General features: G+C 63.9%; 15 protein-coding genes and 1 pseudogene. 15 read left to right on the top strand and 1 reads right to left on the bottom strand.

The annotated features are described in order from the left end of the window. Nucleotides 1-63: 63 nt before the first annotated feature. From DIE21_RS07270 to DIE21_RS07235, 8 genes and pseudogenes are all read left to right on the top strand, one after another. On the top strand, nt 64-948 hold the full coding sequence (locus DIE21_RS07270) for a LysR family transcriptional regulator (protein WP_124497041.1): 885 nt from the start codon (nt 64-66) through the stop codon (nt 946-948). A gap of 80 nt (nt 949-1,028) precedes the next feature. Further along, nucleotides 1,029-1,298, top strand: coding sequence for a hypothetical protein (locus DIE21_RS07265; protein ID WP_124497040.1), 270 nt, complete (start codon nt 1,029-1,031; stop codon nt 1,296-1,298). A 36-nt stretch (nt 1,299-1,334) separates the two neighbouring features. Continuing rightward, nucleotides 1,335-2,408: a lysozyme inhibitor LprI family protein gene (locus DIE21_RS07260; protein ID WP_124497039.1), complete on the top strand. Its 1,074-nt coding sequence runs from the start codon at nt 1,335-1,337 to the stop codon at nt 2,406-2,408. A gap of 741 nt (nt 2,409-3,149) precedes the next feature. Beyond that, complete coding sequence (locus DIE21_RS07255) at nt 3,150-5,294, top strand: hydantoinase/oxoprolinase family protein (RefSeq protein WP_124497038.1); 2,145 nt, start codon at nt 3,150-3,152, stop codon at nt 5,292-5,294. Nucleotides 5,295-5,305: 11 nt separating this feature from the next. Continuing rightward, entirely contained in the window at nt 5,306-7,630 is a 2,325-nt protein-coding gene (locus DIE21_RS07250) for a hydantoinase B/oxoprolinase family protein (RefSeq protein ID WP_124497037.1), read from the top strand. Between the two features lie 38 nt (nt 7,631-7,668). Then, a complete protein-coding gene (locus tag DIE21_RS07245) occupies nt 7,669-8,175 on the top strand; it encodes an acetone carboxylase subunit gamma (RefSeq protein WP_124497036.1) in 507 nt (168 codons plus the stop codon). Between the two features lie 383 nt (nt 8,176-8,558). Further along, nucleotides 8,559-10,577 (top strand): sigma-54-dependent Fis family transcriptional regulator, encoded by a 2,019-nt coding sequence (locus DIE21_RS07240; protein ID WP_260432333.1) that lies wholly within the window; start codon nt 8,559-8,561, stop codon nt 10,575-10,577. Beyond that, a pseudogene (locus tag DIE21_RS07235) lies at nt 10,574-10,735 on the top strand (TetR/AcrR family transcriptional regulator); the annotation flags it as partial. The gene DIE21_RS07240 and the pseudogene DIE21_RS07235, both read left to right, overlap by 4 nt. A 367-nt stretch (nt 10,736-11,102) precedes the next feature. On the opposite strand, the gene DIE21_RS07225 reads toward DIE21_RS07235, so the two are convergent. Next, nucleotides 11,103-11,906: an IclR family transcriptional regulator C-terminal domain-containing protein gene (locus DIE21_RS07225; protein WP_124497035.1), complete on the bottom strand. Its 804-nt coding sequence runs from the start codon at nt 11,904-11,906 to the stop codon at nt 11,103-11,105. A 293-nt stretch (nt 11,907-12,199) separates the two neighbouring features. Between DIE21_RS07225 and hisD the strand changes: the two genes are divergently transcribed. The 7 genes from hisD (at nt 12,200) to DIE21_RS07190 (ending at nt 20,224) form a co-directional block, all read left to right on the top strand. Continuing rightward, nucleotides 12,200-13,531 (top strand): histidinol dehydrogenase, encoded by a 1,332-nt coding sequence (gene hisD / locus DIE21_RS07220; protein ID WP_124497034.1) that lies wholly within the window; start codon nt 12,200-12,202, stop codon nt 13,529-13,531. Nucleotides 13,532-13,541: 10 nt separating this feature from the next. Beyond that, complete coding sequence (locus DIE21_RS07215) at nt 13,542-14,309, top strand: SDR family NAD(P)-dependent oxidoreductase (protein ID WP_124497033.1); 768 nt, start codon at nt 13,542-13,544, stop codon at nt 14,307-14,309. A 38-nt stretch (nt 14,310-14,347) separates the two neighbouring features. After that, nucleotides 14,348-16,195 (top strand): 3D-(3,5/4)-trihydroxycyclohexane-1,2-dione acylhydrolase (decyclizing), encoded by a 1,848-nt coding sequence (gene iolD, locus DIE21_RS07210; RefSeq protein ID WP_124497032.1) that lies wholly within the window; start codon nt 14,348-14,350, stop codon nt 16,193-16,195. Nucleotides 16,196-16,203: 8 nt separating this feature from the next. Further along, nucleotides 16,204-17,031: an NAD(P)-dependent oxidoreductase gene (locus DIE21_RS07205; RefSeq protein ID WP_185640686.1), complete on the top strand. Its 828-nt coding sequence runs from the start codon at nt 16,204-16,206 to the stop codon at nt 17,029-17,031. 26 nt (nt 17,032-17,057) lie between these two features. Next, entirely contained in the window at nt 17,058-18,041 is a 984-nt protein-coding gene (locus DIE21_RS07200) for a hydroxyacid dehydrogenase (protein WP_124497030.1), read from the top strand. Continuing rightward, nucleotides 18,028-18,798, top strand: coding sequence for an HpcH/HpaI aldolase/citrate lyase family protein (locus DIE21_RS07195; protein WP_124497029.1), 771 nt, complete (start codon nt 18,028-18,030; stop codon nt 18,796-18,798). The genes DIE21_RS07200 and DIE21_RS07195 overlap by 14 nt, the downstream gene beginning before the upstream one ends. 145 nt (nt 18,799-18,943) lie before the next feature. Next, nucleotides 18,944-20,224, top strand: coding sequence for an MFS transporter (locus tag DIE21_RS07190; protein WP_124497137.1), 1,281 nt, complete (start codon nt 18,944-18,946; stop codon nt 20,222-20,224). Nucleotides 20,225-20,255: the final 31 nt, after the last annotated feature.

The raw sequence follows: 20,255 nt of genomic DNA, 5'->3' as shown, positions 1-20,255 counted from the left end.
GGTCAATCGATTTGACAAATAAATGGCCGTAGAGATAATGACTGTCACTTCGGAGTGGACAATATGGAACTCAACGACCTGAAGATCTTCGTCGCGACCGTCGATGCGGGCAGCTTTACGGCGGCGGCCGACCAGCTGATGCTGTCCAAGCAGTTCGTCAGCCGGCGCACGATGGCGCTCGAGGCGTCGCTCGGCGTGCGCCTCCTGCTTCGCAACACCCGCAATCTCGCGGTCACGGAATCGGGGCAGGAGTTCTATGTGCGCGCGCAGCGGATCCTCGCCGAGATCGCCGACGCCGAGCAGGCGATGTCGGTGCGCAGCACCGAGCTGCACGGCTCGCTGAAGATCAGCGCGCCGCTGTCGTTCGGGATCACGCACGTGTCGCCGTTGATCGCCGAATTCCTGTCCGCGCATCCGGCCGTGCGGCTGAACCTCGACCTGACCGACCGGCGCGTCGACCTGATCGGCGAGGGCTTCGACCTCGTGCTGCGGATCGGCGCGCTCGAGGATTCGACGCTGATCGCGCGCCCGCTCGGCGCGTGGAAGATGATCGCGTGCGCGAGCCCCGCTTACCTGAAACGGCAGGGCACGCCCGCGACGCCGGCCGACCTCGCCGCGCATACGTGCCTGCTATACGGGCGCGAGCGGCGCGTCGGCTGGGAATTCCGGATCGACGGCGCGGCGCGCACGTTCGACGTGCAGGGGCCGCTCGTCGCGAACAACGGCGAAGTCGTGCGCGACGCGGCGATCGCGGGGCTCGGCATCGCGCTGCTGCCGCATTTCATCGTCGGCGCGGCGCTCGACCGCGGCGCGCTCGTGCCGGTGCTCGATGCGTACGCGCCGTCGCCGATCACGCTGAACGCGGTGTTTCCGCAGCATCGGGAAGGGTTCGTCACGCTGCGCACGTTCATCGGGTTTCTGGCGGAGCGGCTGGGTGCGCGGGGGTAGAGGCGGGCACGGTATGCGTGTCGCGCGCGGCGGCTTTTTTCCAAGGGAACGAAGTGCATGCTTCACGCGCGGCGAAAGTCATGACGGTGTTCACCGGGCCGGACGTCGAGCGGCGCAGTGCGCGTAGCAGCCGAGTGCGCGATGGCCGCCGGCAAGCGGCCGCGCACGGCGGACACGGTGCCGGCTTCGGCACGGGCATGTCGATCCCGCATGGCAGCCGATCCGTTCGCGCGCATCGTCAGGCACCGATTGATCGGCGGCGCGTATTCGCGTTAGGCTTCGGCGGGGCCGACGGTCCGCAGCGCATGCAGGGCCGGGTGTTTTTACCTCAAATCGAATCGCGCACGTAGCTTTTACTCACTGCGATCCACGACGAGTCCAATGCAATGAAGAACCGATCGAATGCTCGCGCCGGCGAGCGGGGGCAAGCCGCGCGTCGCGGCCGGCATGCGCGGCGCGCGAACCTGCGATCCGCGATGATATTGGCAGTACTGACGATATCGCCGTTGGCCACGCACGCGGCCGGCTTCGACTGCACGAAAGCCGCTTCGCCGACCGAGAAGGCGATCTGCGCGGACGCCGGGCTGTCATCACTCGACGGCCAGTTGGCCGGGGCGTGGAAGAAGGCGCTCGCGAAAGGTGGCGATACCGCCGCGCTGAAGGCCGCGCAGCTGAAATGGCTCAAGCAGCGCGACCGCTGCGGCAACGACGCGTCGTGCCTCGGCGATCGCTATCGCGAGCGGCTCGCGAGCCTGAACGGTGCGCCGCTTGCCGCCGACCGGTGGCAGCAGACGTGGTATCGCGACAGCGACAACCCGTCGTTCGGCGGCGTGCTGACGTTCACCGGCACGGCACCGCGCCTTCACTTCGAGCTGAGCGGCAACAATGGCGCGAATACCGGCGGACTCAGCGGCGATATCGAACTGCATGGCGACCGCGGCGCGTTTCGCCAGGACCCGTGCCGGCTCGATTTCAGCCGCAAGGGTGGACGCATGCAGGTCGCGCAGCAGGGCAGCGATGCCGATTGCGGCGCCGGTGCCGGCGTGACGTATTCGGGCGACTATGTGACGGCATCGAAGGCGCAGGCAAGCCCGCCGGCGGATCTCGTGACCCTGAAGGTGCTGTCCGACGCCCGGCAGAACGCGATCGCGCACACGCTGCTCGGCGCCGACTATCAGACGCTCGTCGACATGATCAACTACAGCGCGGACGAGAAGGATCTCGACGACCTGCACGCCAGCGCGAAGTCTTACTGGGTGCGCGGCATTGCGACGACGAACGCCGCAATCGTGATGCGCCGCGACACCGACCTGTGGATCGGGCTGCTCGTATTCGATGCGCATGACAAGGTGCGGATGCGCTACTACACGAACGTGCCGGCGTGGAAAAAGACGGTGCCGAAGACGATTCGCGCGTGGCACGACAATCTCGACAAGACGCTGCCGATCGACGTGATGTGATCCGGTCGGGTGGCGAGCACTGCACGCGCATGGGTGCCTTGCGTTTGCGATTCAATGTTCCGACGAACCACGCTTTGCTTTGCCCATAGAGGGATCAGCGAAGAGGACCGGGCGGTGCGGGATCGCCATATGCCGCGCGCGATCTGCTGTCGAGAACGATGCGATCCTCAACACTCGTTCACACCGGGACCGACCGCCAGCGATTGCATCGCACGGGCCGTGTGTGCCGATCGCAATTCGCGATGGAGCGATTGTCGCTCTTGCGTCCCGATGTCGACGACATGTGGTTCGATTCGCTCAACCCGATCCGGCTGGCGTCGGTTACGCGACGCGCTCGGGCCCAGGCGGACCCGGATGGCCGCGTAGCGCGTCACTCGTATATCAGGTTCGATATCTGCCCCGCCGTTGGCGTGCGGGAACACCCCCACCGCCTTGCCGGTGAAGTGCCCGACAACTTCCCGACTCCCGCCTGATGCGGCACAAGCCGGTCGATCGGGCGGCCGATATCCGGTCGACTCGAGTGTCCGGATTCCGTTCGTTGCGTGTTCGAACCGACGTCTTCCGCGCGCCTTCGATCACCGTGCGCGAGACTGCGCTGCCTTGCCGTACCTGGGGTTGCCGGGCGTCCGCCGCGAGATGGCATGCCTGTTGCATCAAGCGCATCGACGTCGTGCCCCGGCGACATGGTCACGCAACGGTCGCCACCGCGCCGTCATGACATCAATCTTTGGAGACGAAAACATGGAAGGGCTTTCGCAAGTCCAGGTGTTGGGCATCGATGCCGGCGGCACGATGACCGATACCTTTTTCGTGCGTGCCGACGGGCGGTTCGTCGTCGGCAAGGCGCAGAGCAATCCGGAGGACGAGTCGCTCGCGATCCTCAATTCGTCGCAGGACGCACTGGCGCACTGGCAGCGCGATGTTGATCAGGTGTACCCGGAACTCGTGACCTGCGTGTATTCCGGTACGGCCATGCTCAATCGTGTCGTGCAGCGCAAGGGGCTCGACGTCGGCCTGCTCGTGAACAAGGGTTTCGAGCACGTGCATTTGATGGGGCGTGCGATCCAGAGCTATCTGGGATATGCACTCGAGGAGCGGATCCATCTGAACACGCACCGCTATGACGAACCCCTCGTTCCGCTTGCCCGCACGCGGGGCGTGACCGAGCGTACGGACGTGCAGGGCGATATCGTGATTCCGCTGCGCGAAGGCGAGGTGCGGCAGGCGACGCGCGAACTCGCCGCCGCCGGCGCGAAGGCGATCGTGATCTGTTTCCTGCAATCGCACAAGAATGCGACCAGCGAACGGCAGGCGCGCGACATCGTGCACGACGAACTGAAGGCGATCGGTGTGGATGTGCCGGTGTTCGCGTCGGTCGACTACTATCCGCAGCGCAAGGAAAGCCACCGGATGAACACGACCGTGCTCGAGGCCTATGCGGCCGAGCCGTCGCGGCAGACGCTCCGAAAGGTGAGCGATCGCTTTCACAAGCACGGTGCGAAGTTCGACTTGCGGGTCATGGCGACGCACGGCGGCACGATCAGCTGGAAGGCGAAAGAACTCGCACGTACGATCGTCTCGGGGCCGATCGGCGGCGTGATCGGCTCGAAGCTGCTCGGCGAGGCACTCGGCTACGACAATATCGCCTGCTCCGACATCGGCGGCACGTCGTTCGACATGGCGCTGATCACGAAGGGCAAGTTCGCGATTGCGTCGGATCCGGACATGGCGCGCCTCGTATTGTCGCTGCCGCTCGTCACGATGGACTCGGTGGGCGCGGGCGCGGGCAGCTTCGTGCGGCTCGATCCGTACAGCGGCTCGATCAAGCTCGGCCCGGACAGTGCCGGCTACCGGGTCGGCACCTGCTGGCCGGAAAGCGGCCTGACGACCGTGTCGGTGTCGGATTGCCACGTCGTGCTCGGCTACCTGAATCCGACCAACTTCCTCGGCGGGCAAATCAAGCTCGACGTCGACCGGGCGCGCGAGCACATCAAGGCGCAGATTGCCGATCCGCTCAACCTCACGGTCGAGGATGCGGCGGCCGGCGTGATCGAACTGCTCGACCTTCAGTTGCGCGAGTACCTGCGATCGAACGTCAGCGCGAAAGGCTACAACCCGACGGAGTTCGTTTGCTTCTCGTACGGCGGGGCTGGCCCGGTCCACACGTACGGCTACACGGAAGGGCTCGGCTTCAGGGATGTCGTGGTGCCGGCCTGGGCCGCGGGTTTTTCCGCGTTCGGGTGCGCCTGCGCGGATTTTGAATACCGCTACGACAAGAGCGTCGATCTCGCGTTGCCGCAGCTCGCGCCCGATGCCGACAAGGTGCAGGCCGCGCAGACGATCCAGAAGGCCTGGGCAGAGCTCGCCGCGAAGGTGATCGACGAGTTCCGCATCAACGGTTTCAGCGAGCGCGACGTGATCCTGCGGCCGGGCTTCCGGATGCAGTACATGGGCCAGCTCAACGACCTCGAGATCGAGTCGCCGGTCGCATGTGCCGCGACCGCGCAGGACTGGGACCTGATCGTCGACGCATTCGAGGATACCTACGGACGCGTCTATGCGAGTTCAGCGCGTTCTCCGGAGCTCGGCTTTTCCGTCACGGGCGCGATCATGCGCGGCACCGTGCTGACCCAGAAACCGGTGCTGCCGGAAGACGCCACGGGCGGCGCCACGCCGCCCGAAGCTGCGCGCGTCGGCACGCGCAAGCTGTACCGCCACAAGCAGTGGCACGACGCCGTCGTCTGGAAGATGGAAGCGCTCAAGCCGGACAACGAGATCGTGGGTCCCGCGATCATCGAATCGGATGCGACCACCTTCGTGGTTCCGAAAGGTTTCGCGACCACGCTCGACAAGCATCGCCTCTTCCATCTCAGAGAAGTCCGATAAGGAGATACGCCATGAACATGATGTCCAGCCAGGAAGTGGGTTTCGCCGATCTCCTCAAGAACGGCCAGACGCTCAAGCAGTTCCGCGACGGGATCCTCGAGCGCACTGCCGAAACGGGGCGCTACAACGGCCTCTTGCGGCTCGATCTGCGCGAAAGCGACCCGATCCGCTACGAGAAGATGTTCTCGAAGTTGCGCGGCGGCCTCGTGCATGCGCGCGAGACCGCGAAGAAGATCGCGGCGAGCCCGATCGTCGAGCAGGAAGGGGAGCTGTGCTTCACGCTCTACAACGCGGCGGGAGACTGCGTGCTGACGTCGACCGGGATCATCATCCACGTCGGCACGATGGGGGCAGCGATCAAGTACATGATCGAGAACAACTGGGAGGCCAATCCGGGCATCCATCCCGGCGACATGTTCACCAACAACGACTGCTCGATCGGCAACGTCCATCCGTGCGACATCGCGACGATCGTGCCGATCTTCGCGCACGGCAAGCTGGTCGGCTGGGTCGGCGGCGTGACGCATGTGATCGACACCGGTGCGGTGACGCCGGGGTCGATGTCGACGGGGCAGGTGCAGCGCTTCGGCGACGGCTACATGATCACGTGTCGCAAGACGGGCGTGAACGATACGCCGCTGCGCGACTGGCTGCATGAAAGCCAACGCTCGGTGCGAACGCCGAAGTACTGGATCCTCGACGAGCGCACCCGCATCGCCGGCTGCCACATGATCCGCGACCTGATCGAGGAAGTGATCGAGGAGGAGGGGCTCGACGCCTATGAGAAATTCGCGTACGAGGTGATCGAGGAAGGGCGCCGCGGCCTGCAGACGCGCATCAAGGCGATGACGCTGCCCGGCAAGTACCGCAAGGTCGCGTTCGTCGACGTGCCGTACAACCATCCCGACGTGCAGACTTCGTCGGCATTCGCGAAGCTCGATTCGATCATGCACTCGCCGGTGGAGATGGAGATCCGCCGCGACGGCACGTGGCGCCTCGACTTCGACGGCGCGAGCCGTTGGGGCTGGCACTCGTACAACGCGCACCAGGTTGCCTTCACGAGCGGCATCTGGGTGATGATGACGCAAACGCTCGTGCCGACGCAGCGGATCAACGACGGTGCGTACTTCGGCACCGAATTCCACTTGCCGAAGGGCGCGTGGATGAACCCGGACGACCGGCGCACCGGGCATGCGTACGCGTGGCACTTCCTGGTGTCCGGCTGGAGCGCACTCTGGCGCGGCCTGTCGCAGGCGTACTTCAGCCGCGGCTACCTCGAGGAGGTCAATGCCGGCAATGCGAACACATCGAACTGGCTGCAGGGCGGGGGCATCAATCAGGACGGCGACATCCACGCGGTGAACAGCTTCGAGGCGTCGTCGTGCGGCACCGGCGCGTGCGCGATCAAGGACGGGCTCAATCATGCGGCGGCGATCTGGAATCCCGAGGGTGACATGGGGGATATCGAGATCTGGGAGATGGCGGAGCCGCTGCTCTATCTGGGCCGTAACGTGAAGGCCAATTCGGGCGGCTATGGCAAGTATCGCGGCGGCTGCGGGTTCGAAACGCTGCGCATGGTCTGGAAAGCCCAGGACTGGACGATGTTCTTCATGGGCAACGGCTACATGAATAGCGACTGGGGGCTCATGGGCGGGTATCCGGCGGCGACCGGTTATCGATTCGAGGCCCACCGCACCGGCCTCGATCAGCGTATCGCGCACGGCGAGAGCCTGCCGCTCGGCGGCGACACCCATCCGGACTTCCCTGACTACGAGAACCACCTGAATGCCGGCGCGCTCGTCAAGCGCGATCAGCAGTGCATGACGACGGAGGACTGTTACGACAATCACGACCTGTACCTGAATTATCTGCGCGGCGGGCCGGGGTTTGGCGACCCGCTTGACCGCGAGGTCGAAGCGATCGAGCGCGACCTGAACAACGCGGCGCTTCTGCCCGAGTATGCGCAAAAGGTGTATGGCGCGATCGCGACAAAAGACGCGAACGGCATATGGCACGTCGATGCGAAGCGGACGGCACTGCTGCGTATCGAAATTCGCAACCAGCGCCTCGCGCGCTCGCAGCCGACGCGCGAGTGGATGAAGGGCGAGCGCGAGCGGATCCTGGTCAAGCATGCGTCGACACAGGTCAAGCACATGTTCGCAACGAGCTTCGGGTTGTCGCCGAAGTTCGAAGCGAAGTTCCGCGCGTTCTGGGAACTCCCCGAATCGTGGACGCTGACCGAGGACGAGCTCGGCGTGCCGACCTACGGCTCGAAGTTCCGGATGGATCTGTCCAAGATGCCCGACGTGAACACCGTCGTGCTGGTCGAGGAATAACGGGCTTGTCGCGCAATCTGTCAATGGAGGGATTCAGGATGTCTACTTACACGAAGGAACAGGTCAGGAACCTGGTCGACGGAACGCTCGATTGGGACACGACGCTGCGCATGTTGTCGATGCCGAAGGACGGCGAGCGCTTCGAGATGTATATCGACGCGCTGCAGCGCAAGCTCGGCTGGAAGGACCGGATCGTGCTGCCGCTTGGCCCGCACCTTTATATCGTCCAGCAGCAGGCAACGAAGCGATGGGTCACGCAATGCGATTGCGGGCATGTGTTCGGCGACTACCGGGAGAACTGGAAGCTGAACGCGAACATCTTCGTGCGGGACTCCGAGGAGGCGATGGACGAGGTTTATCCGCGGCTCATGGCACCGGACACGCAGTGGCAGGTGTACCGCGAGTACTACTGTCCGACATGCGGGGCGATGCACGACGTCGAAGCGCCGACGCCGTGGTATCCCGTTGTCCACGACTTCGAACCGGACATCGAGGGGTTCTACGGGGAATGGCTGAAGCTGCCGATTCCCGAGCGCGCCGATTAGTGTGATGTTTGACCCGGCCGGCGCATTGGCGCCGGTGCGCCCCGCTTCGTCCACGCGAAGCGGGGCGTTTGTTTTTCGAACGTTCGATTTCCGGACGCGCGGCGTGTTTCCGGCCGGATTGCGGATGGCACGGGCGGGTGCATTCGGGCAGGCATCGCGAAGTGCGCCGTGCGGCTCCGTCTGGCGTGTACCTTGCTTGTCCGGTCTCGCAACGGTGGGGCCACGGTGCTGGATCAGAGTACGATGCGAAGAGGCACACTGTCGGCACACCGACGGCACACCGCGGCGCAGGTCGTGGTGGGTGCCGCGGTGCACAACCTACACAAGGAGCCGAAACATACGGCTTCGCGATTCGCGGCCACGCGAATCGCCAGGAGACACGCATGCAACATACCGGTACGCCAATGGACTGGTTTTCCAGCCCGGAGCACGACGGCAGCATCATGTCCGCATGGGAACACCTGGTCGGCGGCGGCGAGCGCCAGTCGAACACGGTGCGCGGCGTTGTGGACGATTCATGGCAGCGCTGTCTCGTCGGCCACGTCGATCCGGCCGGAAACCGCGCGCCGCCGCCGATCGACGAAAACCAGCTCGGACAGGGGCGGGCGGCAAACGAGCGGCTCGTCAGCGCGAGCCTGCCGCTGATGCAGCAGACGCGCGAGTTGCTGTCGCAGACCGGCACCGTCATGCTGCTTGCCGATCCGGAAGGCATGATCCTGCAGCACGAGGGCGACGTGCATATCGTCGATCCGGCAAGGGAGGTCGGGCTGATCCCGGGCTGCAACTGGACCGAACTCAGTTGCGGCACCAACGCGATCGGCACCGCGCTCGCATTGCGCCAGCCGGTTCAGATCCACGGCGCCGAGCACTTTTGTGCCGGCATCAAGCGGTGGACGTGTTCGGCAACCGTTATCCGCGATCCGCTCGACGGTCAGGTACTCGGTGTCATCGATGTGTCCGGTCTTGCCGATACGTACAGCCGTTACAGTCTCGCGCTGGCCGTGTCGCTCGCGGGGCGCATCGAAAGCCGTATCGCGAAGGATGCGATGGAGCGCCGTTTGCGCATGCTGGACCGATGCGCATCTCGCTTTGGTTCCCTGGCATCGGACGGGGTGCTCATCGTCGACGAGCGAGGGCGCCTCGTCAAGGCGAATGCCCAGGTCGGGCCCGCATTGCGGCGTCTCGGATTCGATGTCCGGGTCGATGCCGGCTTCGTGTTGCCGGGGCTGAACGGCATGGCGGGGACGTCGGCTGCCGCGCCGGCATGGCTGCGTTACGCCCACGTCGAGATTCTGCGCGAAGGCGGCACGATACTGGGCTTCATGGTGGTGATACCGGGCGTCGACGTGGCGCGTGAAACGGTTTCGATCCCGCGACGGAAGGACGACGGCGATACGGCCGGTGCGTTCAAGCGTCTCGTCGGCGACAGCGGCGTGTTGCGGGGCGCCGTCGACAAGGCGCGTCAGCTCGCGCGGTCGCGCGTTCCGGTTCTGTTGCTCGGCGAAACGGGCGTGGGCAAGGAGCTTTTTGCGCAGGGTATCCATCAGGGAAGCGAGCGCATGGATGGTCCGTTCATTGCGCTCAATTGTGGTGGCCTGTCGCGCGATCTGCTTGCCAGCGAGCTGTTCGGGTATGCGGAAGGCGCGTTCACGGGCGCGCGCAAGTCGGGGGCGGCCGGCAAGATCGAAGCGGCCAACGGCGGCACGCTGTTTCTCGACGAGATCGGTGAAATGCCGATCGATATCCAACCTCACCTGTTGCGGGTTCTCGAGGAGAACGAAATTTACCGGCTCGGGGAAAACACCCCGCGCAAGGTGAACTTCCGGCTCGTTGCGGCAACGCATCGTGACCTGAAGGAGGCCATTGCCGGCGGCACGTTTCGCATGGATCTGTTCTACCGGATCGCCGTCACGACCATTTCGATTCCGAGCCTGCGTGAGCGAAGCGAGGATTTGCCTGCCCTGATCGCCTATTGGCTCGAGCGTTTATGCAACTCGTATGGCATGCCGGCCAGTTCGTTCGACGACCACGCCTATGGTCTCCTCCTGAATTACGCGTGGCCGGGCAATGTGCGCGAGTTGCGCAACGCGATCGAAGGCTCGCTTTTGCTGGCAGGAGGATCGGTGATCACCGCTGACGAATTGCCCGCCGAAATTCGTGCGGCTGGTGCCATTGCCAACCGGGTTGGGGAACCGGTTGCAAGAGCAGCGCAGTTGAGTCCCGAGGAATCGCTCAAAATGGCTGAAGCGGAGACGATTCGCCGTGCGCTCGATCGAAATGCCGGGAACCTTACCCGGACAGCGAATCAGCTGCGCATTGCGAAAAGCACGCTTTACGAAAAGATTCGCCGATACGATCTGAATGCGGAAGTGAGCGACGTGCGCCGGCGCCGGGATGGCTGAACATCGAGATCGTCGAGAAGGGCGGCGCGCATGCGCTCATTGCAGATTTATTTTGCCGCAAAGGCTATACGTCGACGACGATGTCGGAGATCGCGCGTGCCGCGGGGACGACAGTGGCGAACCTGTATGTGTATTTCGACTCGAAGCTGCTGATTCTCTCGACGGGACGGTGCTGTTACCTGACGGTCTCGACTCTGTCGATGCTGCGCCGATGATGTGCGCCGGATACACCACCTGGAGCGGCTTGCGCGATGCCGCGCCGCAGCCGCACGAGAAGGTCGCCGTGCCGGGGATTGGCGGATTAGGGGGCACGTGGCCGTGCAACTGTCCAGTGCGTACGGTTTCGAGACCGTGGCCATTACACATTCCGCAGACAAGCGCGGTCTTGCGCTCCAGCTGGGCGCGGACCAGGTCGTCGGCAGCGGCGCGGAGTTGCGCGACCAGGGTGGCGCATCTACCGAACGAACTCGATTTGAACGGTCGCCCAGACGGCAGCGCGTTTTGCCCCCGCCCCGCGGCGCGATGCTAGATGATGACCCATCCGCGATCCTGGAAGTCGCGGACGGTTGCTTCCACCCGGTTAGCCGCATCGCGCAGGTCGGGTAGAACGTTAGCTGACAAATCCTCGGGTGTGCGCCTCGACCTGTGAGAGGCAAAGCTCATGGCGGCGATGACCCTGCCTGTCCGTTCCCGCAGCGGGACCGCAAGTGACAGCGTCCCGGGTTCCATTTCATCGATCGCCAGTGCGTAGTCCACCGTCCTGATCTGCTGCAGGGCAATCTTCAACGTTGCAATGTCGGTGATCGACGCCGGGCCTTGCGCCTTCAGCGTCACGCCTTCCAGCCGTCGATCCAGTTCCGCTTCCGGCAGGTTGGCGAGGAGAACCTTGCCGCTCGCCGAGCAATGGGCGGGAAGCCGGTCGCCAATACCGAGCCGTGACGTAAAGATGCGACGTGTCGCGTCGCGGCACACGAACAGAATGTCGAGCCCCTCCAGCACGGAGATCGAGCACGCGTCATCGAGGCGGTCGGCGAATTGAAGAACCTCGGACGCAACCGTGCTCCAGAGGCTGCCTTTCGCCAGCATGCCGCGACCCAGGGACAACACCTTGGGCGACGAATTGTATTCGCCGCGGTCTTCGGCAACGTAGCCCAAATGCGTGAGCGTCAGCAGGATGCGGCGTGCCGCCGCGCGGCTCACGCCCATTGCAGTCGCGACTTCGCTGCATCCCAACGGGGCAGACGCATCCGCCAGCACCTCGAGGCATGCAAGGCCTCTCGCGAGCGTTTGGGCGAAGTCCTGCTTCTGTAATTCCTTGGTCGAGTCCATAGCCACCGGTACCGGATGTTATGTCCGATTGTCTCATGTGTGCGATAAACGCGCAATCGTGCGAAATGTTAGGTGTTTTCCCGGAAATGCAGGATCGAACAGGCTCCGGCCAGATTCGTCGAAATCGGCATGGCTCGTTATAGGACGGGCGTCTCGGAGAAGTTTCAGAGGTGCCTGGTGATGAATGTGCGATTAACGCACAAGTGCGCGATATGTTGACACTGGTCGGGGCCACTCCTACACTGAACTCATCAACCGCATGTAGGCGATGAACTTTTCAGGAGACGAACGAAATGGCACGTTGGCTCAAGCAGGGCATGGACGAAGCAGCGCGGCGCGAGATTGACAGCAAGGTCAGGCAGACCGTCGAGGACGCGATTCGCGACGTCGAGGTTCGCGGAGATGAGGCTGTGCGAGAAATGTCGATCAGGTTCGATGGCCTCGATCGCGAGAGTTACCGGTTGAGCGACCAGGAAATTCAGGCCTGCCTGAGCGAGTTGTCGGAAGGTGAACTCGAGGACATCCGGTTTGCCCAGGCGCAGGTGCGCAACTTCGCGGAAATCCAGCGTGCGTCGATGCTCGATGTCGAGCAAGAGACACTTCCCGGCGTGTTTCTCGGCCACAAGAACATTCCGATGAATTCGGTCGGTTGTTACGTGCCCGGCGGGAAATATCCGCTTCTCGCGTCGGCCCACATGTCGGTGCTCACGGCGAAGGTCGCCGGCGTGAAGCGAGTCGTGACGTGTGCGCCGCCGTTCAAGGGCAAGCCGGCGGCGGCGATCGTCGCTGCGCAGCATCTGGCGGGCGCTGACGAAATTTACGTGCTGGGCGGTATCCAGGCGATCGCGGCGATGGCCGTTGGCACGAAGACGATTCAGCCGGTCGACATGCTGGTCGGGCCGGGCAATGCCTTCGTCGCCGAGGCGAAGCGCCAACTGTTCGGGCGAGTCGGCATCGACCTGTTTGCGGGGCCGACGGAAACCTTGGTCATCGCGGACGACACCGTCGACGGCGAAATTTGCGCGGTCGACCTGCTGGGGCAGGCGGAGCATGGGGCGAATTCGCCGGCAATCCTTCTCACGGTTTCGGAGCAGCTGGCACGCGACACCCAGCGGGAGATCGAGCGCCTGCTCGACCTGATGCCCACGGGGCAGACCGCTCGTGCGGCGTGGAACGACTACGGCCAGATCATCGTTGCGGACGACTATGAAGACGCGCTGCGCGTGGCCGACGGCATTGCATCGGAACATGTGCAGGTCATGACCGATCGTGACGACTGGTTCCTTGAAAACATGACGAACTACGGCGCCCTGTTTCTCGGGCCCCGGACCAACGTTGCGTATGGCGACAAGGTGATCGGCACCAATCACACGCTCCCCACGCTCAAGTCGGCGCGTTATACCGGCGGGTTGTGGGTCGGCAAGTTCCTCAAGACCTGCACCTATCAGTATGTGAAGACCGACGCAGCGACGACCCTGGTCGGCGAGTACTGCTCGCGCCTGTGTGCGCTGGAAGGGTTCGCCGGGCACGGCGAGCAGGCGAATATCCGCCTGCGCCGGTTCGGCGGTCTCGACGTGAAACCCTATACCGCCGCTCCCCGCGCCGCGGTGAACGCGATCGGCTGAGCGAACGATCATGATGCTCCCTGTCACGCCTTCCCTGCGCCTGGACGGCCGTCGTGCGCTGGTCACGGGCGCGGGCCGCGGCCTCGGTCTTGCCGCTGCGTCGGCGCTGGCCGCGGCGGGTGCCGAAGTGGTTCTGGCGGCCCGTTCACCGGACGAGGTGAACGAGGCGGCAGCGGCGATTCGCGAGGCCGGCGGCAAGGCAAGCGGCATCGCACTGGATGTCGTCGACCTGGAGGCGGCGTCGGCCTGGCTCGAACAAGCGGCCACGTTCGACATCCTCGTCAACAACGCCGGGACGAATCGGCCGGCCGCCTTCCTCGACACCGAAGCGAGCGACTACGACTTCGTGTTCGACGTCAATGTGCGCGCCGCGTTCTTCGTTGCGCAGGCGGTGGCCCGAAAGCTGGTGCGCGAAGGCCGGCCGGGCTCGATCATCAACGTGTCGTCCCAGATGGGGCACGTCGGTGCGGCCCGCAGAACCGTCTACTGCGCGACCAAGCATGCGGTGGAAGGCATGACGAAGGCTATCGCGGCTGAACTGGGTGAACACGGGATACGCGTGAACACGATCTGTCCGACGTTCATCGAAACACCGATGACGAAGCCGTTTTTCGCCGACACCGCATTTCGCGATTTCGTGCTCGGCAAGCTGAAGCTCGGCCGCCTCGGCGTACCCGAAGACATCATGGGCGCGGTCGTGTTTCTCGCCTCCGATGCGTCGGCGCTGATGACCGGGTCCGCGTTGATGCTCGACAGCGGCTGGACAACCACGAGCTGACCCGCGCCCCCCAACAAAATCATTTGGAGACAATCAGGATGGAAACGGTTCGTTTGACCCTCGCACAAGCCATCGTCCGGTTTTTGATCGCGCAGAAGATCGATACGGACGGGGAAGTGCTGCCGCTGTTCTCGGGCGTGCACGCCATCTTCGGGCATGGCAACGTCACGTGCCTCGGCTCGGCACTGGAAGAGGTCCAGGACACGCTGCCGACCTATCGCGGTCAGAACGAGCAATCCATGGCGCTCGCGGCCGTGGCCTACGCTCGAGCACGGCGGCGCAAGCAGATCCACGTCTGCTCGGCGTCGGTGGGCCCGGGGTCGTCGAACATGGTCACCGCCGCGGGCGTTGCATTGTCCGATCGCCTGCCCGTATTGCTCTTGTGCGGGGACAACTTCGCGTCGCGTTTTCCCGACCCGGTCCTGCAGCAGGTCGAGCATTTCCACGACCTGACGATCACCACGAACGATACGTTCAAGGCGGTGTCGGCATTCTTCGACCGGATCACGCGCCCGGAGCAGATTCTCAGCTCGCTGCCGCAGGCCGTGTCGCTGCTGCTCGATGCGGCCGATTGCGGGCCCGCCACGATTTCGCTTGCCCAAGACGTGCAGGGCGAGGCGTTCGACTACCCGGTCGAGTTCTTCAAGGAGCGTGTGCATCGCATCGAGCGCTATCAGGCGCCCGACATTCAGCTGGACGAAGCCGCCGAGATCATCCGTGCCGCGAAGCGGCCGCTGATCGTTGCCGGCGGCGGAGTTCATTACTCGGGCGCCTGCGAGGAACTTGCCCGATTTTCCGATGCATTCGGCATTCCTGTCGTGGAGACCGTGATGGGCCGCTCGGCGCTTCTGCACGAGCATCGGCTCAACCTGGCTTCGATTGGCGTGATGGGGGGCCATGCCGGCAATCGGATCGCGGCGGAAGCCGACGTCGTCATCAACATCGGCACCCGTCTGGCCGACATGACCACGGGGTCGTGGAGCGTTTTCCGGAATGGCGACGTCCGGTTCGTCTCGCTCAACACCAACCGCTGCGACGCCAACAAGCATCTGGCGCATCCGGTCGTCGGCGACGCGAAGCTCTCGCTGAGTGGATTGACCCGGCGGCTCGAGGGGTGGACCGCGCCGGCGGCGTGGGGCGAGCGTGCCGTCGAGGAAAAGGCTTCGTGGGACGCCATCGTCGAGCGGGATACGGCGTTTCGAGCGCAGCCGGTGCCGAACTACGCGCAGGTCATCGGCGCCGTTCAACGCAATGCCCGGCCGACCGACGTCATCGTTTCGGCAGCCGGCGGCTTGCCCGGGGAACTGTATTGCATGTGGAAGTCGGTCGGCGTGGGTACGTTCGAGTCCGAGTATGGCTTTTCGTGCATGGGCTACGAGATCGCCGGCGCGTATGGGCAGAAGATCGCCAATCCGGACCGCGAGATATTTGCCATGCTCGGTGACGGGTCGTACCTGATCATGAATTCCGACATTTATTCGTCGGTCCTGACCGGGAACAAGTTCATCTGCATCGTGTGCGACAACGGCGGATTTGCAGTCATCAACCGCTTGCAGACGAGCAAGGGGGGCGCCGAGTTCAACAACCTTTTTGCGTCGTCGAAGCGTTCCGGCGACGTGCCGCGAATCGATTTTGCGATGCACGCGCGTTCGATGGGGGCGCTCTCGGAGAACGTCACGACGATCGTGGAGTTCGAAGCGGCGCTCGTGCGCGCGAGAGAAGCCGATCGGACCTACGTCATCGCGATTCGCACGCATCCGTATGAATGGGCAGAAGGCGGCTCCTGGTGGGATGTGGGTATGCCGGAGGTGACGCGTCGCGCATCGATCGAAGAAGCCCGCATCGCGCAGGAATCGCAGCGCTCCCATCAGCGCAAAGGCATCTAGGAGGCGTCATGACTGCGGCTAAGCGCGTTCTGGTGACCGGGTCCACCGGAAACCTCGGAGCGAAGGCGATGGCAGCGTTGAAGACGCTCGACAACCACGAAGTCACGGGTATCGGGCGGAATTCGACGGGCGACCCGAACGTCATCACGGCCGATCTGGAGTGCTACGACCGCTCGTGGGCACAACACTTCGAAGGGGTGGATGCCGTGCTGCATCTGGCGGCCGATCCGAAACCGGTCGGGTCGTGGGATTCGATCACGCGGCTGAACATCGAACTGGCGCTGAACGTGTTTCGTGCGGCCGAGGAGGCGCACGTCAGGCGGTTCGTCTTCGCCAGTTCGAACTGGGTGCTGGGGGGTTATCGCTTCGGCGACGAGCGACTGACGAGCGGGCTCAGCCCGCGGCCTGTCAATCCGTACGGCGCGTCCAAGCTTTTCGTCGAGCGCTACGGACTGGCTGCCGCCGAGCGCACCGGCATGTCGGTCATCTCGCTGCGGATCGGCTACTGCCAGCCCGGTGCGAACGTGCCCGGACCGCATATGGCGTTCGGGCGTTGGGGCCAGGAAATGTGGCTGGGTAACGAAGATTGGGCGCAAGCGGTCATCCGGTCCGTATCGAGTTCGTACGAAGGCGCCGCGGTTCTCAATATCGTGTCCCGCAATCACGGCAGCCGGTGGGACCTGGACGAGGCGAAGGACACGATCGGCTACCTGCCGGTCGAGTCCCACCGGCCGATATTGACTGCAGGAAACTTGATTAAGGACCGCGGCGCCGCGCTACGCGAACGGTTCGTTCCGACGGGCGCGTCGGTGCCGCTTTTCGGTGCCCGCTGGTGAGACCGCTGGTAATACATGAGACAGACATGAAAAAGATACTTTGCATCCAACCGCTCCATCCCGAAGCGCTTCGCCTGCTCGATGCGCGAGCCGACATCACCTATGAGGTCGTGACCGATTTCTCGCGCGAGAACCTGCTGAAGCACGTGAGCGACGCCAATGCGATCACGGTGCGCGACGCGCTGTTGCCCGCCGACGTTCTGGATGCTGCGCCGGGGCTTCAGATCGTATCGCGACATGGCGTCGGCTACGACAACATCCCGGTCGAATACTGTACCGGGCGAGGCATACCGGTGACGGTCGTCGGCGACGTCAATTCGAATTCGGTCGCCGAACACACGCTGTTCCTGATGCTGGCGGTCGCGCGCTCGGGGATCCAGCTGGATGCCGCGGTGCGCGCCGGAGACTTCTCGGCCCGTGCGAAGATTCCGTGCTTCGAATTGCGGGGCCGCAGGCTGCTTGTCATCGGGTATGGGCGAATCGGGCAGGAGGTTGCCGCGCGAGCGCGAGCCTTCGGCATGGACGTCCTCGTTTTCGATCCGTTCGCGAAGCAGGCGAATTTCCCGGGTGTTGCGTTCGCGAACACCCTCGACGAGGGGCTGGCAAGCGCCAACATCGTGACGCTGCACGTGCCGCTCGCACCTGAAACACGCAACCTGATCAGCGCGCGTGAACTCGCGCTGATGCCGGCAGGCGCCGTTCTGATCAACAGCGCACGCGGCGGCATCGTCGACGAGGCGGCGCTCGCCGAGTCGATCAGGAATGGACATCTGCGCGGAGCGGGTATCGATACGTTCGCGGTCGAGCCGCTTTCCGCTGATTCACCGCTTGCCATCGAGAAAAACGTCGTGCTGAGTCCGCACTCGGCGGCGCTCAGCACGGAAGCCCTGATCGGCATGGGCGTGATGGCGGTCAGGAATGCGCTGGCCGGCCTCGACGGGAATCTCGATCCCGCGCTGGTCGTGAATCGCTCGGTTCTCAATGATGAGGTTTCCAATGCGTCCGAATAAGGTGCGAGAGTGCTGGGAGCGCGGCGCCGCCGCGGTATCGGCGTGGTTGTCGATCGGCAATAGCTACAGCGCGGAAATGATCGGGTGGAGCGGCGTCGATTGCGTCACCGTGGATCTTCAGCATGGCATGACCGACGTTCAGACGATGATCGGCATGCTGCAGGCCATTTCCGCCACACCCGCGACGCCGTTCGTACGGGTTCCGGATTGCGACCCCGCGTTGCTGATGAAGGCTCTCGACGCGGGCGCTTACGGCGTCATCTGTCCGATGATCGACAACGCCGCGCAGGCGCGCGCATTTGTCGCCGCGACCCGTTATCCGCCGCACGGAGACCGGAGTTTCGGTCCGTCCCGAGGGTTGCTCTATGGCGGTCCGGATTATTTCGAGCACGCGGACCGGACGATCGTTCGCCTGGCCATGATCGAAACCGTCGCCGGCCTCGATGCCGTGGAGGAGATCGTTTCGGTCGATGGCCTGGACGGCATCTTCATCGGGCCCAACGATCTGGGACTGACATTGGGCAAGGGCACGGCCTCGGACCCGACCGACCCGGTTGTGCTGGCGGCAATCGAACGATGCAGGGAAGCTGCCCGGCGCGCGAACAAGCACCTCGGCATTTTCTGCCCGTCGGGAGCGGTCGCCGCGCGCTGGTCCGCGCAAGGATTCGACTTCGTCGTACCCAATAGCGATGCCAACCATCTCAAGGCTGCGACGGCGGCCGAGGTGCGGGCGGCGCGCGAGCATTGCCGGACATAAGAAATCCGTCACGGCCAGCGCCGTCGACGTTCGGGTGAGCTTGCCGAACTGCGTTGAAGGCGGAAGCCCGATCAAAGTGAGTGGAGGAGACGTGTACGAGACTGTCAATGAAAAGCGACTGATCGATCGATTGACGCTGCATCTGATGCCGCTGTTGGGGTTGCTTTACCTCATGGCGTACATCGACCGGCAGAACGTGAGCTACGCCAAGCTGCAGATGATCGATAGCCTGCACATGAGCGAGGTCAGCTACGGACTCGGTGCGTCGCTTTTCTTTATCGGGTACCTGCTTTTCGAGGTGCCGAGCAACATGGCGCTGTATCGCGTCGGTGCACCACGCTGGCTCGCGCGAATCATGCTGACGTGGGGGGCGGTGACGCTGATGCTGGCCTTTACCCGCAACGCGCCGATGTTCTACGTTCTGCGCTTTTTGCTCGGCGCTGCGGAAGCGGGCCTGTATCCGGGGATCATCTATTACATGACGTTGTGGTTCCCGGCGCGTCATCGGGCCAGGATCATGGGCTACTTCGTGCTGGGGAGCGCGGTCGGCAACATGTCCGGTGCCGCGATCTGCGGCGCGCTCCTCGACCTGCAAGGACTCTGGGGGCTGCATGGCTGGCAATGGGTATTCATTGCGACCGGTCTCCCGCCCATCGCTGTAGCGTTCGTCACGTGCTTCCTGTTGCCCGCCGGTCCGGCCGCGGCCCGGTTTCTCAGCCACGACGAGCGGGCGTGGCTTGCCCGGGAGTTGAAAAAGGATGCGGGGGGATATCCGGCGCACGGTCCGGTGCTCAAGGTTCTGGTCGATCGCCGCGTGTTGCTGCTGTCCGGCTATTTCATGATGGTGTCGATGTCGATCGCGGCAGTGAGCTATTGGATGCCCACGCTCGTTAAAGGGTTCGGCGTGTCGAATACGGCGAACGGACTGCTCGGCACGATCCCATGGCTGATCGTGACTGCAATCCTGATGTGGCTTCCCAAGCGTATGGGAAGCGGAACGAAGCTGCTCAAGGGAATCGCCATTGCCGCATCCATCGGCGCCGTCGCCTTCGTGTTCAGTGCCTTGTTCCCCGCTAACGCATGGAGATTTGCAGCGTTGTGCGTGGCCGCTCCGTGCATGTACATCATCGTGCCGTGTTTCTGGACGTTGCCTGCCGAATTCCTTTCTGGCGCACGGGCCGCGGCGGGAATCGCGGCCATCAATTCGATCGGGAACATGGGCGGCTTCCTGGCGCAAAACCTCGCGCCGTGGATTCGCAACCAGACCGGCAGCGCCGCGGCGCCGATGCTGATGCCGGCCGTTTGTCTCTTCATCGTTCTGGGCGGGACGCTACTGATGCTGGCCCGGCGCAGACGAGACAGTACGGATGCCATGCCGGCCGGCTCTTCTGCCCCGACTGCTCGAACCGGAGGTATTGCGCATTAACGTGCCCATCAGTTGTCGTAGACCGAAAAAC

Origin of the sequence: Burkholderia sp. Bp9140 (assembly GCF_003853425.1) — a bacterium.
Lineage (GTDB): Bacteria > Pseudomonadota > Gammaproteobacteria > Burkholderiales > Burkholderiaceae > Burkholderia.
This window is presented reverse-complemented; position numbering and strand designations above follow the sequence as displayed.